Genomic DNA, 13,658 nt, shown 5'->3' with positions numbered 1-13,658 from the left:
GAGGAAGGCCCCGCAAGCCAGAGCGCGCAAGACGGAACATCCATGCAAGCAGCAGCCCAAGACATCGATCTGGCGAACAACGACCTGGGCCCCTTGGCCTGGGTGCTGGACGAGCTGCGCAAGTCGCTCGAATCCGCTTCGTCCGCGCTTCGGCGCTTCGTGCGCGAGACCGCGCAGGCGCGCGGCGAGGACATGGCCAGCCTCGACACCGGCCACCTGCGCATCGCGCGCCAGCACATGCACCAGGCGGTGGGTGCGCTGGAGATGGTGGGCCTGGGCGCCCCGGCGCACATCCTGCGCGCCATGGAAGGCGCGGTGCAGAAGTTCATCGAGCGCCCCGAGCTGTGCACGGAAGCGGCCGCCCCCAAGGTGGAGCGTGCCGGCTTCGCGCTGACCGAATACCTGGAAGCGCTGCTGGGCGGCAAGAAGGTGTCGGCGCTGTCCCTGTTCCCGCAGTACAAGGACGTGCAGGACGTGGCGGGGGCGCAGGCGCACCCGACCGACCTGTGGGCGATCGACTGGCGCTGGAACGACATCGCCGCGCCCACGGCGCCGACACTGAACTACGACCCCGCGATCCGCGCCCGCATGGACCAGTCCGTGCTGCGCATCGTGAAGACGGCCGATGCGGCCGCGGGCAAGGACCTCGTCGAGGTCAGCCTGGGGCTGGCCGCGTCGCAGGAAGCCAGGCAGTCCAGGACCTTCTGGCACGTGGCCGCGGGCTACTTCGATGCGATCGCCAACGGCCTGCTGCCCGCCGACGTCTACGTCAAGCGCGCCGCCTCGCGCGTGCTGCTGCAGTACGCATCGCTGGCCAAGGGCGACGCGAGCGTCTCCGACCGTCTCGCACAGGACCTGGTGTTCTTCTGCGCCCAGGCGGTCCCCGCCGATGCGGCGGCTGCGCCCGCGCTCACCGCGGTGCGCCAGTCTTACGGCCTGGAGAAGTCCGGCCCCGTCGATTACGCGAGCAGCCCCTTCGGCCGCTTCGATCCCGTGCTGCTCACGCAGCTGCGCAAGCGCATCGCCAACACCAAGGAGTTGTGGTCGGCGCTGTCCAGCGGCGACGCGCACAAGATCAAGGGCGTCGGCGAGCAGTTCCACTCGCTGTGCGACACGCTGCTCAAGCTCTATCCGCCGGCGCAACCGCTGGCGACCGTGCTGTCCGGCGCCGTCGACGGCGTGGTCAAGAGCGGCAAGGCCCCGGCCGCGGAACTCGCGATGGAAGTCGCCACCGCGGTGCTGTACCTGGAAGCGGCCTTCCAGGACATCGACCCCAGTGACCAGCAGCTGTCGGCGCGCACCGGCCGCCTCGCGGAGCGCCTGAAGAAGGTGTCCCAGGGCGGCGCACCCGAGCCGCTGGAGTCCTGGGTCGAGGACCTGTACCGCCGCGTGAGCGACAAGCAGACGATGGGCAGCGTGGTCGGGGAACTGCGCGGCACCATGGGCGAGCTGGAAAAGCTGCTCGACCAGTTCTTCCGCAACCCGGCCGACAAGGGCCCGCTGCGCGACGCGCCGGGTTTCTTCGCGCAGATGCGCGGCGTGCTCTCGGTCCTGGGCCTGGACCACGCGGCCCACGCGGTGTCGCGCATGCGCGAAACGGTCGAGAACATCCTCTCGACGGACATCGAGGAGGAGCAGGCGCGCGGCGCCGGCACCTTCGACCGGCTGGGCACCAACCTCGGCGCTCTCGGCTTCCTGATCGACATGCTGAACTACCAGCCCACGCTGGCCAAGAAGCTGTTCGTCTGGGACGACGTCCAGGGCGAACTGCGGGCCGTGATGGGCCGCGCCGAAATGCCTGTGGCGCGCAGCGCGCCTGCCGCCGCTGCGCCCGTCGCCGCGCCGGTTGCAGCCAAGCCCGCGCCCGCGCTCGAACTGCCGGCGCTGGAACTGCCTTCGCTCGAACTCACGCCCGCCGCCGCCAAGCCGGTCGAGAGCAAGCCCGTCCCGCCCGCGGCGCCCAAGGTCGCGCCCGTTGCCACCGCCGCGCCGAGCACCGGTGACGACGACGGCGACGAGGAACTTCGCGAGATCTTCCTGGAGGAAGCGCGCGAGGTGGTCGGCAACGGCCTGAGCGCCTTGCAGGTGCTCGCCGAGGAGCCGAAGAACGTCGGCGAGATGACGACGCTGCGCCGCGCCTTCCACACGCTCAAGGGCAGCTCGCGCATGGTGGGGCTCAACGAGTTCGGCGAGGCCGCCTGGGCGCTGGAGCAGGTGCTCAACACCTGGCTGGCCGACCAGAAGCCGGCCAGCGACGATCTGCGCACGCTGTCCACGACGGCGCTGCAAGGCTTCGCCCGCTGGATCGCCGACATCGCGGCCGGCCAGGACCTCGCCTGGAAGGCCGGCGCCTTCCGCGGCCCGGCCGATGCCCTGCGCACGGAGGCGCGCCTGGTGGCGATCGAGCTGCCTGCGGCGACGGATGCCCCGCAGGCGGCGCAGGCCGCAGTGGCTGCGCAAGCTGCGGAAGCTGCGCCGCTCGCCGAGGCACCGCCCCAGGACCTGGCCATCCTCTCCACGCTGCAGGCGCTGGCCACCGAGGTGCCGGAGCTCGCGCAAGCGCCGGTCGTCCCGGCGCTGGAACTGGACGCCCCGGCCTTCACGCTGGAAGTGCCCGCGGCCGCGGCGGCCGAACCGGCCGCCGAGCCGGCAGCGTCCGCTTCGAACGATTTCGATTTCCCGCTCGAGCTCGAGGCCGAGGGGGTCGCGCCCGCGCCCGAGGTGTCGAGCACCGAAGTGGCGGAACTGAGCGCCGACGAGCTGCCGCCGGAGTTCGCGCAGTTCGGGACGACGGCGATCATGCCCATGGGGCAAACGTCGCCCGCGCCTGCCGCGAACGGGCAGGATCTGCCCGAGTTGTCCTCCACGGCGATCCTGCCGCCCATGGATTTCGAGGCGACCGCGCCGGCCGCACTCCCGCAGGCGGGCGACGAGATCGCCGGCATCGATTTCTCCAGCCTCACTGCGGTCGCCGGCCCTGCGGGCGCCGCCGCGATGCCGTCGGCCGACGTGCCCATGTCGCCGCTGGACGATTTCAACTTCGACTTCGGCACGCCCGAAGCCAAGCCCGCGGCCCAGCCGCTGGCGCAGGTCGTGGCCGAAATCGAATTCGAGCCCGAGCCCGAAGTCGCCGACGCCGGCGACACGCGCGACGAGCAGGTCAAGGTGATCGGCAGCCTGCGCATCGGCATCCCGCTCTACAACGTCTACCTCAACGAGGCGGACGAGTGGTCGCGCCGCCTGGCCACCGAGGTCAGCGAGTGGGCGCTGCAGATGGACGAGCGCGTGCCGGACTCCACCGTGGGCTGGGCCCATGCGCTGGCCGGCAGCTCCGCCACCGTGGGCTTCCAGGCGCTGTCCGATATCGCACGCGCGCTCGAAGGCGCGCTGCAGCACACGCAGACCCTCGCCCAGGGCACGCCGCAGCATGCGCGCACCTTCACCGCAGCGGCGGAAGAAGTCCGTCGCCTGCTGCACCAGTTCGCCGCCGGTTTCCTCAAGGAACCCGACGCGCGCCTGCTGCATGAACTGCACGAACTCAAGGTCGCGGAAGGGGAGCCCCGGTCGGAGTTCCTGAGCGAACTGCCGCAACCGGACGACCAGGACCTGGCCTTCGTCGCCCCCAAGGCCACCAAGCCGGTCGCGCCTGTGCAGCAAGCCGCTCCGGCCAAGCCGGTCGCGCACGGCCCGATTGCGCAGCCCGCGGGCCTGACCGCCTCCGTCCACCAGCGCGCGCCGCTGGTCGCGGTCGCGGACGAAGAACTCGACGTCGTCGATGCCATCGACCCGGACCTGTTCCCCATCTTCGAGGAAGAAGCCGCGGAGCTGATGCCGCAGCTCGGTGGCGCCCTGCGCATGTGGTCGCAGCGCCCCGAGCAGCGCGAGCCGCGCGACCAGGTGCTGCGCGCCCTGCACACGCTCAAGGGCAGCGCCCGCCTCGCCGGCGCCCTGCAACTCGGCGAACTGGCCCACCGCATGGAATCCGAGGTGGAATACCTCGGCCACGACAACATCGCCGCCGCCGACATCGAGGCGCTGCTGCAGCGATTCGACGCCATGCAGGCGCGCTTCGACACCTTGCGCGCCACCGGCGGCTTCGCCCCGGCCGACGCGCCGGCTGCCCCGGCTCCTGCCGCCGCGGCGTCCGCGCCCGTGCCGCAGGCCCGGCCGACCGAAGCGCCGCGCGCAGAGCCAGCGCCCCAGCCCGCGGCTGCCGCCCCCAGCGTGCACGTGCCGGCGCCCGCACCTGCATCGCCGGCGCCGACGCGCACGGCGATCGCGATGCCTGCCGCCACCGCGGTCTCGGCGGCCCGCCAGACCGCGAACCAGGCCGTGCGCGTGCGCTCGCACCTGCTGGACCGCCTGGTCACCCAGGCCGGCGAGGTGATGATCACCCGCTCGCGCCTGGAGTCCGAGCTCAAGCAACTGCGCGGCTCGCTGGGCGACCTCACCGGCAACCTGGACCGCCTGCGCAGCCAGCTGCGCGAGATCGAGGTGCAGGCCGAATCGCAGATGCAGTCGCGCATGGCGCAGGCCAAGGACACGGCCGCGGGCTTCGACCCGCTCGAGTTCGACCGCTTCACCCGCGTGCAGGAACTCACCCGCCTGATGGCCGAGTCGGTCAACGACGTGGCCACGGTGCAGCGCAGCATCCACCGCGTGGTGGAGGCGACCGAAGACGACCTGATCGCGCAGGCCCGCCAGACGCGCGAGCTGCAGCGCGACCTGCTGCGCACCCGCATGGTGGAGTTCGAGGGCATCTCGGACCGCCTGTACCGCGTGGTGCGCCTGGCCGCCAAGGAAAGCGGCAAGCAGGTGAAGCTGGACATCCTGGGCGGCTCCATCGAGATGGACCGCGGCGTGCTGGACCGCATGACGCCGGCCTTCGAGCACCTGCTGCGCAACTGCGTGGCGCACGGCATCGAGACGCCGGACGTGCGCGGCGCGGCGGGCAAGGACGCCGCCGGCACGATCGCCATCCACGTGCGCCAGGAAGGCAACGACGTCTCGGTCGAATTCCAGGACGACGGTGCGGGCCTGAATATCGCGCGCATCCGGCAGAAGGCGATCGAGAACGGCCTGATCACCCCGGACCAGCAGCTGACGGACGCCGACGCGGCCAACCTGATCTTCCTGCCCGGCTTCTCCACCGCGCAACAGGTGACGGAACTGGCGGGTCGCGGCATCGGCATGGACGTGGTCCGCGCCGAAGTGAACGCGCTGGGCGGCCGCATCGAGACCGCCACCGCCGCGGGGCGCGGCACGAGCTTCAAGCTGGTGCTGCCGCTGACCACCGCGGTCACGCAGGTGGTGATGGTGCGCTCGGGCAAGCTCGCGATCGGCGTGCCGGCGAACCTGGTGGAACTCGTGCGCCGCGCCAGCCTGAAGGAAGTGCAGGCCGCCTACAACACGGGCAGCTTCGAGTTCGGCGGCGAGTGGCTGCCCTTCTTCTGGTCGGGCGCGCTGCTGCAGTCCTCGCGCCGCAGCGCCGAGCCGCAGGGCAAGACGCTGCCGGTGGTGATCTTCCGCTCCGCCGCGCAGCGCGTCGCGGTGCACGTCGACGAAGTGCTGGGCAACCAGGAAGTGGTGGTGAAGAACCTCGGGCCGCAGATGGCGCGCCTGCCGGGTCTCGCGGGCATGACCGTGCTTGCCTCCGGTGCCGTGGTCCTGATCTACAACCCGGTGGCGCTGGCCCAGGTCTACGGCGAGCAGGCCCGTGCGCTGAGCGCCGACCAGGCCAGCCCCGAGGTGCTGGGCGAAGGCGCGGTGCGCGTCGTCACCCCGAGCACGCCGATCGCCCCGGCCGCCCCCGCGGTGCCGCTGGTGCTGGTGGTGGACGACTCGATCACGGTGCGCCGCGTGACGCAGCGCCTGCTGGTGCGCGAAGGCTACCGCGTGGCGCTTGCCGCCGACGGCCTGCAGGCACTGGAGCGCCTGGCCGAGGAACTTCCTTCGGTGGTGCTGTCGGACATCGAGATGCCGCGCATGGACGGCTTCGACCTGGCCCGCAACATCCGCGGCGACGCGCGCCTGGCGCACCTGCCGATCGTGATGATCACCTCGCGCATCGCCGAGAAGCACCGCGAGCATGCGAAGGAGCTGGGCGTGAACCACTACCTGGGCAAGCCGTACTCGGAAGAAGAGCTGCTCAGCCTGGTGAAGCACTACTGCGCGCAGGCGGTGATGGCGTAAGCCTTCATCACCTTGCATGGGAGGCGCCTTCGGGCGCCTTTTTCATTTGCAAGGATCTTTCGGTGCAACGCGCCGGTGGGGTCCGCTGGCGCTCACCACCACCCTACGTATCCACCTGCCTCACCACGGCGTAGCGGCGCAAGGTCTCTTCGCGCGCCTGCGCGTGATCGACGATTGGCAGCGGATAGTCCTTGCCCAGCGTGAGCCCGGCGGCGGCAAGATCCGCCGCTTTCGCCCCCCACGGCGCGTGCACGAACTTCGCCGGCAAGCCCGCGAGCTGTGGCAGGTAGCGCAGCACGAACTTGCCTTCCGGGTCGAAGCGCTCGCCCTGGCTCACGGGGTTGAAGATGCGGAACCAGGGCTGCGCGTCGCAGCCGGAGGAGCTGGCCCACTGCCAGCCGCCGTTGTTGGAGGCGAGCTCGTAGTCGTTGAGCTTTTCGGCGAAGTAGCGCTCGCCGCGGCGCCAGTCGATGCCCAGGTCCTTGCACAGGAAGCTCGCGCTGACCATGCGCAGGCGGTTGTGCATGTAGCCGGTGGCATTGAGCTGCGCCATCGCCGCGTCCACCAGCGGGTAGCCGGTGCGGCCTTCGCACCAGGCGGCAAAGCGCTGCTCCGCCAGCGTGCCTTCCTCCCAGGCGATGCGGTCGTATTCGGGCCGGAAGCTCTCGCCGCGCGCGACCTGGGGGAAGTTGGCGAGCACCTGGAAGTAGAACTCGCGCCAGACCAGCTCCTTGAGCCAGGTGGCGGCGCCGGCACTGTCATGCGCGCGGGCGGCGCGCACGAGTTCGCGGATGGACACCGTGCCAAAGCGCAGGTGCACGCCCAGGTAGCTGGGGCCTTTCACGGCCGGCAACTCGCGCGCGTGGTCGTAGCGGTCCATCCGCAGCTGGAAGTCCTGCAGCAGTTCGGCGGCACCGGCGCTGCCCGGCGGGATCCGCAGCTCGCGCAGGTTGGTGGGCTCGAATCCCAGTTCGGCCAGTGTGGGCACGGCACCGTCCAGCCCCGCCGGCCGCGCAGCCAGCCGCGCCGCCCAGGGGCCGACCGGGTGCGCGCGCAGGTCCGCCTCGTCCAGCTTGGCCTGCCAGGCCCGGCTGTACGGGGTGAAGACGGAATAGGGCGTGCCGGCCTGCGTCAGCACCTCGCCGCGCTCGAAGACCACGTGGTCCTTGAAGGTATGCAGGGCGATCCCGGCCGCGGCCAGGCGTTCGCGCACCAGGGCGTCCCTCGTCAGCGCCGCCGGCTCGTCGTCGTGGTTGGCGAACACCGCCTGCACGCCCAGCTGGCGCGCCAGGCGCGGCAGGGCGTCGGCCGCGTCCTCGTGCAGCGCGATCAGCCCCGTGCCGGGACCGCCCAGCGCCCGCAGGTCGCCGTCGAGCGCCGCGACGGACTCCCGGATGAATTCCAGCCGGCGGTCCAGCCGGGGCAGGGCGCCCAGGATGGCCCGGTCGAACACGAAGGCGCAATGCAGCGCCTGCGCCGCCTGCAGGGCCCCGGAAAGGGCGGCATTGTCCCGCGCGCGGAGGTCGCGGCGGAACCACATCAGGGCCGAGGCATAGGTCGGGTGCATCCAACTAAAATCTACCCCATGGCGAGCGATGGCACCCCAATGAACCTGACGCACCACTTCCTGATCGCGATGCCGGGACTGCAGGACGCGTCGTTCGCACGCTCCGTCGTGTACCTGTGCGAGCACAGCCCGCGCGGCGCGCTCGGGCTGGTGATCAACAAGCCGACCGACATCAACCTGCGCAACCTGTTCGAGAAGGTCGACCTGCCGCTGGGCCGCGACGAACTGGCGAGGACGCCGGTGCTGCAGGGCGGCCCGGTGCAGACCGAGCGCGGCTTCGTGCTGCACGAGGCGGTGCACGCCGAGGGCGCGGACGCCAGCGAATCCGTGTACGCCTCCACCATGACGATCCCGGGCGGCCTGGAGATGACCACCTCCAAGGACGTGCTGGAGGCGATCGCCACCGGCGCCGGCCCGCGCAAGCTGCTGGTCACGCTGGGCTACTCGGCCTGGGGGGAAGGGCAGCTGGAATCGGAACTGGCGGAAAACAGCTGGCTCACCGTCGACGCGGACGTGTCCGTCATCTTCGACACGCCGATCGAGGAGCGCTACGAGAAGGCGCTGTCCCTGCTGGGGCTGCAGTCCTGGATGCTGTCCCCCGGGGCCGGGCACGCATGACCGCCCCTGGTGCCGACGTCCCCGCGCACTTCCAGACCTTTCTCGCTTTCGACTTCGGCGCCCGCCGCACCGGCGTGGCCGTGGGCAACCGCATGCTGCGCACGGCGACGCCGCAAGCCACCATCCGCGCCGACGCCAGCGATGCCCGCCTGGCCCAGGCCGAGGCGCGGGTCAGGGAATGGCAGCCGGACGCCCTGGTCGTCGGCGTGCCGTTCCACCCCGACGGCGCCAGCCACGACAATACGGCCCGCGCGCGCAAGTTCGCGCGCCAGCTGCGCGCGCGCTGCGGCAAGCCGGTGTACGAGGTGGACGAGCGGTACAGCACCACCGAGGCGCTGGCGGGCGGCGCGGCCGATGCCGATGCGGGCGCTGCCTGCGTCATCCTGGAACAGTTCCTGAGGAGCCTGCCTTGAAGCCCACCCCCGAAGCGCCTTCGGCGCCTCCCCCTCAAGGGGGCGCCACCAGCGGCCCGGCAAAGCCGGTTCCGCGGTGGCACTGGGTTCGGCTGTGTGCTGAAGGGCGCCGCGCCCGGCAAGGAGATCTGGAATGACCATGAGTACATCCACCAACGGCGCGCTGACGCTCGACGCCGAGGCCCTGTACCGCGAGCTGCTGCGCGGCGTGCAGCAACTGCGCCGCCCGGACACGCAGCTGGTGGGCATCACCTCCGGCGGCGCGTGGCTGGCCGAGCGCCTGCACAAGGACCTGGGCCTGCCCGGCGCGGCCAGCGTCATCTCCTCGGCGATGCACCGCGACGACTATGCGCGGCGCGGCCTGGCCGCCACCGCGCAGACCCGGCTGGACTTCGACGTGAACGGCGCGCACGTGCTGCTGCTCGACGACGTGCTCTACACCGGCCGCACCATCCGCGCCGTGCTCAACGAACTGTTCGACTTCGGCCGGCCGGCCTCGGTGGCGCTGGCGGTGCTGGTGGACCGCGGCGGGCGCGAGCTGCCGGTGCAGGCCGACTACGCCGCTGCCCGCGTGAGCCTGCCGCCCGACCGCTCGCTCGCGCTCGCCCACGATGCGGCCGGCCGCTTCACCTTCCAGGTGGAAAGCGCCAGCTGAGACCCGCCATGCTCCACAAGAGAAACCCACAACTGAACCGCAACGGCGAGCTGATCCACCTGCTCTCCATCGAGGGGCTGCCGCGCGACATCGTCACGCACATCCTGGACACCGCGTCGAACTTCGTGAGCGTGAACGACCGCGAGGTGAAGAAGGTGCCCATGCTGCGCGGCAAGAGCGTGTTCAACCTGTTCTTCGAGAACAGCACGCGCACGCGCACCACCTTCGAGATCGCGGCGACCCGGCTGTCGGCCGACGTGATCAACCTGGACATCGCACGCTCCTCCGCCAGCAAGGGCGAGTCGCTGCTGGATACCATCGCCAACCTGTCCGCGATGGCCGCCGACATCTTCGTGGTGCGGCACAGCGAGTCCGGCGCGCCCTACCTGATCGCGCAGCACGTCGCGCCGCACGTGCACGTCGTCAACGCCGGCGACGGCCGCCATGCCCACCCCACGCAAGGGCTCCTGGACATGTACACCATCCGCCACTACAAGAAGGACTTCTCCAACCTGACCGTGGCAATCGTGGGCGACGTGCTGCATTCGCGCGTGGCCCGCAGCGACATCCACGCGCTCACCACGCTCGGTTGCGCCGAAGTGCGCGTGGTCGGTCCCAAGACGCTCGTGCCGAGCGACATGAAGGACATGGGCGTGCGGGTCTTCCACTCGCTGGAAGAGGGCATCAAGGGCTGCGACGTCGTCATCATGCTGCGGCTGCAGAACGAGCGCATGAGCGGCGCCCTGCTGCCGTCCTCGCAGGAGTACTTCAAGCGCTACGGCCTGACGCCGGAGCGGCTGGCGCTGGCGAAGCCGGACGCGATCGTCATGCACCCCGGTCCGATCAATCGCGGCGTCGAGATCGACTCCGCGGTGGTCGACGGCAAGCAGAGCGTGATCCTGCCGCAGGTGACCTTCGGCATCGCCGTGCGCATGGCGGTGATGGGCATCGTCGCCGCCAACACGCGGGAGGCCGCATGAAGCTCCTGATCAAGGGCGGCCGCGTCATCGATCCGGCCCGCAACTTCGACGAGACCTGCGACGTGGCGCTCGCGGCCGGCCGCGTGATCGGCGTGCGCCACATCCCGGAGGGCTTCGCCGCCAACCGGGTGATCGACGCCAGCGGCTGCATCGTCGCGCCCGGCCTGGTGGACCTGGCGGTGCGCCTGCGCGAGCCCGGCCACGAGCACGAGGGCATGCTCGAAAGCGAGATGGCCGCGGCCGTCGCCGGCGGCGTCACCAGCCTGGTCTGCCCGCCCGATACCGACCCGGTGCTGGACGAGCCCGGGCTGGTCGACATGCTGAAGTTCCGGGCCGAGAAGCTGCACCAGGCGCGCGTGTTCCCGCTGGGCGCGCTCACGCGCAACCTCGCCGGCGAAGTGCTGACCGAAATGGCGCAACTCACCGAGTCGGGCTGCGTGGGCTTCAGCCAGGCGGAGGTGCCGCTGGTGAACACGCAGGTGCTGCAGCGCGCGCTGCAATACGCCTCGACCTACGGCTACGCGGTGTGGCTGCGCCCCCAGGACCATTACCTGGGCCAGGGAGTGGCCGCCAGCGGGCCGCTGGCGACCCGCCTGGGCCTGTCCGGGGTGCCCGTCGCCGCCGAGACGATCGCGCTGCACATCATCTTCGAGCTCATGCGCATCACCGGCGCCCGCGTGCACCTGTGCCGCATCAGCAGCGCCAAGGGCGTCGAGCTCGTGCGCGCCGCCAGGCAGGAAGGCCTGAAGGTGACGTGCGACGTCAGCATCAACTCGCTGCACCTGACCGACGTGGACATCGGTTATTTCGACAGCCGCATGCGCCTGTCGCCGCCGCTGCGCCAGCAACGCGACCGCGACGCGCTGCGCGCGGCCCTGGCGGACGGCACCATCGACGCGCTCGTCTCGGACCACACGCCGGTCGACGAGGATGCCAAGACGCTGCCCTTCGCCGAAGCGGAGCCGGGGGCGACCGGGCTGGAGCTGCTGCTCGGCCTGGCGCTGAAATGGTCGCAGCAGGACGGCGTAAGCCTCACCCGCGCGCTCGCCGTGCTGAGCAGCGAGCCGGCCCGCGTGCTCGGCTCCGCGCTGGGCACGCTGCAGGCGAGCGCCGGCCAGCTGGTGGACGGCGGCGTCGCCGACGTCTGCATCTTCGACCCGCAGGCGCACTGGACGGTGACGCCGGAGAGCCTGCGCAGCCAGGGCCGGCACACGCCGTTCGGCGGCCACGAGCTGCCGGGCTCGGTGCGCTACACGATCGTGGGCGGCCAGGTCGCGTACGAAGCCAAGCCAGCGGCGTGAGGACGCTGCGCGCCTTCGCCAAGATCCTGCACGCGCTGCTCCATGCGCTGTCCGGCTGGCTGACGATCACCCTGCTGTTCCCGCGCTGGGACCAGCAGCGGCGCGACGCCACGGTGCAGGCCTGGGCGCAACGCATGTTGCGCGTGCTGGGCGTCCCGCTGCACGTGACCGGCCAGCCCGTGGCGCAGGGCCCGATGCTGCTCGTGTGCAACCACCTGTCCTGGCTGGACATCCTGGTGCTGCATGCGGCGCGGCACTGCCGCTTCGTGTCCAAGGCGGACGTCAGGCACTGGCCCTTGATCGGCACCCTGGCCACCGGGGGCGGCACGCTCTACATCGAGCGCGAGAAGCGGCGCGACGCGATGCGCGTGGTGCACCACATGGCCGAGAGCCTGAAGGCCGGCGACGTCGTGGCCGTGTTCCCGGAAGGCACGACCGGCGATGGGCGCGCGCTGCTGCCCTTCCACGCCAACCTGATCCAGGCCGCGATCTCCGCCCATGCGCCCGTGCAGCCCGTGGCCTTGCGCTTCGTCGACCGGGCGAGCGGCAAGGACAGCGACGGCCCGCTGTACCTGGGCGACGACACGCTGGTGGGCTCGCTGTGGCGCACGCTGGCCGGGAGGCCGTTCGTGGCGCACGTGCGCTTCGGCGAGCCGCAGGAAGCGGACGGGCGCGATCGGCGGCAGTGGGCGGAGGATCTGCGAAAAACGATCGAAGCGCTGCGTACCGAATCCGTGCCGTCCCGGGCTTGACCCGAACCCACACGGCGTCTGACGGGGCGTCCTGGTTCAGGTCGGGAACGAGGCAATCGGCGGCGCCGCCACCCCGCCTTCCCGCTCGAAGGTGACCACGTGGTCCACCTGCGCCCGGATGCCGATCCACTCGCCGATGCGGTGGTCGTGGTGGCTGGGCACGTGGGCCAGCAGGGTCTCGCCGGTGGCCAGGCGCAAGGTGTAGAGGAACTCCGAGCCGCGGAAGGCCTTGCGCACGATCTGCGCCTTCACCGGGGCCTCGTCGTCGTGGACGATGTCGTCGGCGCGCAGCAGCACTTCGCACTGGCCCCAGCCGAAGGCGGCGGGCAGCGGGCATTCGGCGCCGTCCGTGAGCGCGCCCAGGGCCGTGTGCACCACGACCTGGTTGCCCACGCGCTTGAGGGTGGCGGGCGTGAACACGCCGTGGCCGATGAAATCGGCGACGAAGCGCGTCGCGGGCCGGTGGTACAGCGTGTACGCGTCGTCCCACTGGTGCAGGTGGCCCTCGTGCATGACGCCGATCACGTCGCCGATCGCGAACGCTTCCAGCTGGTCGTGCGTGACGAACAAGGCCGTCGCCTGCGCGGCCTTGAGGATGCCGCGCACCTCGTGCGCGAGCCGCTCGCGCAGGTCCACGTCGAGGTTGGAGAAGGGCTCGTCGAGCAGCAGCAGCTGCGGCCTGGGCGCGAGCGCCCGGGCCAGCGCCACGCGTTGCTGCTGGCCGCCGGACAGTTCGTGCGGCATGCGCTTTTCGCTGCCCGACAGGCCGACCAGGCCCAGCACCTCGGCCACGCGCGCCCGCCGCTCGCCCCGCGGGATGCTGCGCGGCAGCCCGAACGCGACATTGCGCTCGACGTCGAGGTGGGGGAACAGCGCGTAGTCCTGGAACACCATGCCGACCTGGCGCCGCTCGGGCGGCACGTCCGCGACCGGCCGGCCGGAGATCAGGATCTCGCCGGCGCTGGCCGGCTCCAGCCCGGCCACCGCGCGCAGCAAGGTCGTCTTGCCGCAGCCCGAGGGCCCGATCAGCACGCCGATGTCGCCCGCGCGCAGGCCCAGCGACACGCCTTCCACCGCCGGCCGCGGCCGGCCGGGGTAGTGGACGCTCAGCTGGCGCAGCTCCAGATGCATGAGCACGATTCTAGATGCATACAATTCTCATTTACGTGATTGCCCTTGC

Annotated in this window: 9 protein-coding genes; 7 read left to right on the top strand and 2 right to left on the bottom strand. The window is 71.2% G+C overall.

Going from position 1 to position 13,658, the window contains the following annotated elements:
• Positions 1-42: 42 nt before the first annotated feature.
• A complete protein-coding gene (locus AC3EGR_RS20520) occupies positions 43-6,192 on the top strand; it encodes a FimL-related protein (protein WP_488548380.1) in 6,150 nt (2,049 codons plus the stop codon).
• A 103-nt stretch (positions 6,193-6,295) separates the two neighbouring features.
• Here the strand turns inward: AC3EGR_RS20520 and AC3EGR_RS20515 are convergent, their stop codons facing one another.
• Positions 6,296-7,759, bottom strand: a complete 1,464-nt coding sequence (locus AC3EGR_RS20515; protein ID WP_488548379.1) for a cryptochrome/photolyase family protein — start codon at positions 7,757-7,759, stop codon at positions 6,296-6,298.
• A gap of 18 nt (positions 7,760-7,777) precedes the next feature.
• Here AC3EGR_RS20515 and AC3EGR_RS20510 point away from each other — a divergent pair, with 18 nt between their 5' ends.
• From AC3EGR_RS20510 to AC3EGR_RS20485, 6 genes are all read left to right on the top strand, one after another.
• On the top strand, positions 7,778-8,377 hold the full coding sequence (locus AC3EGR_RS20510) for a YqgE/AlgH family protein (protein WP_488548378.1): 600 nt from the start codon (positions 7,778-7,780) through the stop codon (positions 8,375-8,377).
• Entirely contained in the window at positions 8,374-8,790 is a 417-nt protein-coding gene (ruvX, locus tag AC3EGR_RS20505; RefSeq protein WP_488548377.1) for a Holliday junction resolvase RuvX, read from the top strand. Before AC3EGR_RS20510 ends, ruvX begins: the two co-directional genes overlap by 4 nt.
• A 139-nt stretch (positions 8,791-8,929) precedes the next feature.
• Complete coding sequence (pyrR, locus tag AC3EGR_RS20500; protein WP_488548376.1) at positions 8,930-9,445, top strand: bifunctional pyr operon transcriptional regulator/uracil phosphoribosyltransferase PyrR; 516 nt, start codon at positions 8,930-8,932, stop codon at positions 9,443-9,445.
• Between the two features lie 8 nt (positions 9,446-9,453).
• Entirely contained in the window at positions 9,454-10,425 is a 972-nt protein-coding gene (locus AC3EGR_RS20495; protein ID WP_488548375.1) for an aspartate carbamoyltransferase catalytic subunit, read from the top strand.
• Positions 10,422-11,726, top strand: a complete 1,305-nt coding sequence (locus AC3EGR_RS20490; protein WP_488548374.1) for a dihydroorotase — start codon at positions 10,422-10,424, stop codon at positions 11,724-11,726. The genes AC3EGR_RS20495 and AC3EGR_RS20490 overlap by 4 nt, the downstream gene beginning before the upstream one ends.
• Positions 11,723-12,478: a lysophospholipid acyltransferase family protein gene (locus AC3EGR_RS20485; RefSeq protein ID WP_488548373.1), complete on the top strand. Its 756-nt coding sequence runs from the start codon at positions 11,723-11,725 to the stop codon at positions 12,476-12,478. The genes AC3EGR_RS20490 and AC3EGR_RS20485 overlap by 4 nt, the downstream gene beginning before the upstream one ends.
• Positions 12,479-12,514: 36 nt before the next feature.
• On the opposite strand, the gene AC3EGR_RS20480 is transcribed toward AC3EGR_RS20485, so the two are convergent.
• Positions 12,515-13,609, bottom strand: coding sequence for an ABC transporter ATP-binding protein (locus AC3EGR_RS20480; RefSeq protein WP_488548372.1), 1,095 nt, complete (start codon positions 13,607-13,609; stop codon positions 12,515-12,517).
• Positions 13,610-13,658: the final 49 nt, after the last annotated feature.

Source organism: Ramlibacter sp. G4-7, from assembly GCF_057784995.1.
The sequence above is the reverse complement of the archived record's forward strand: the minus strand, read 5'-3'. Positions and strand labels throughout refer to the sequence as shown.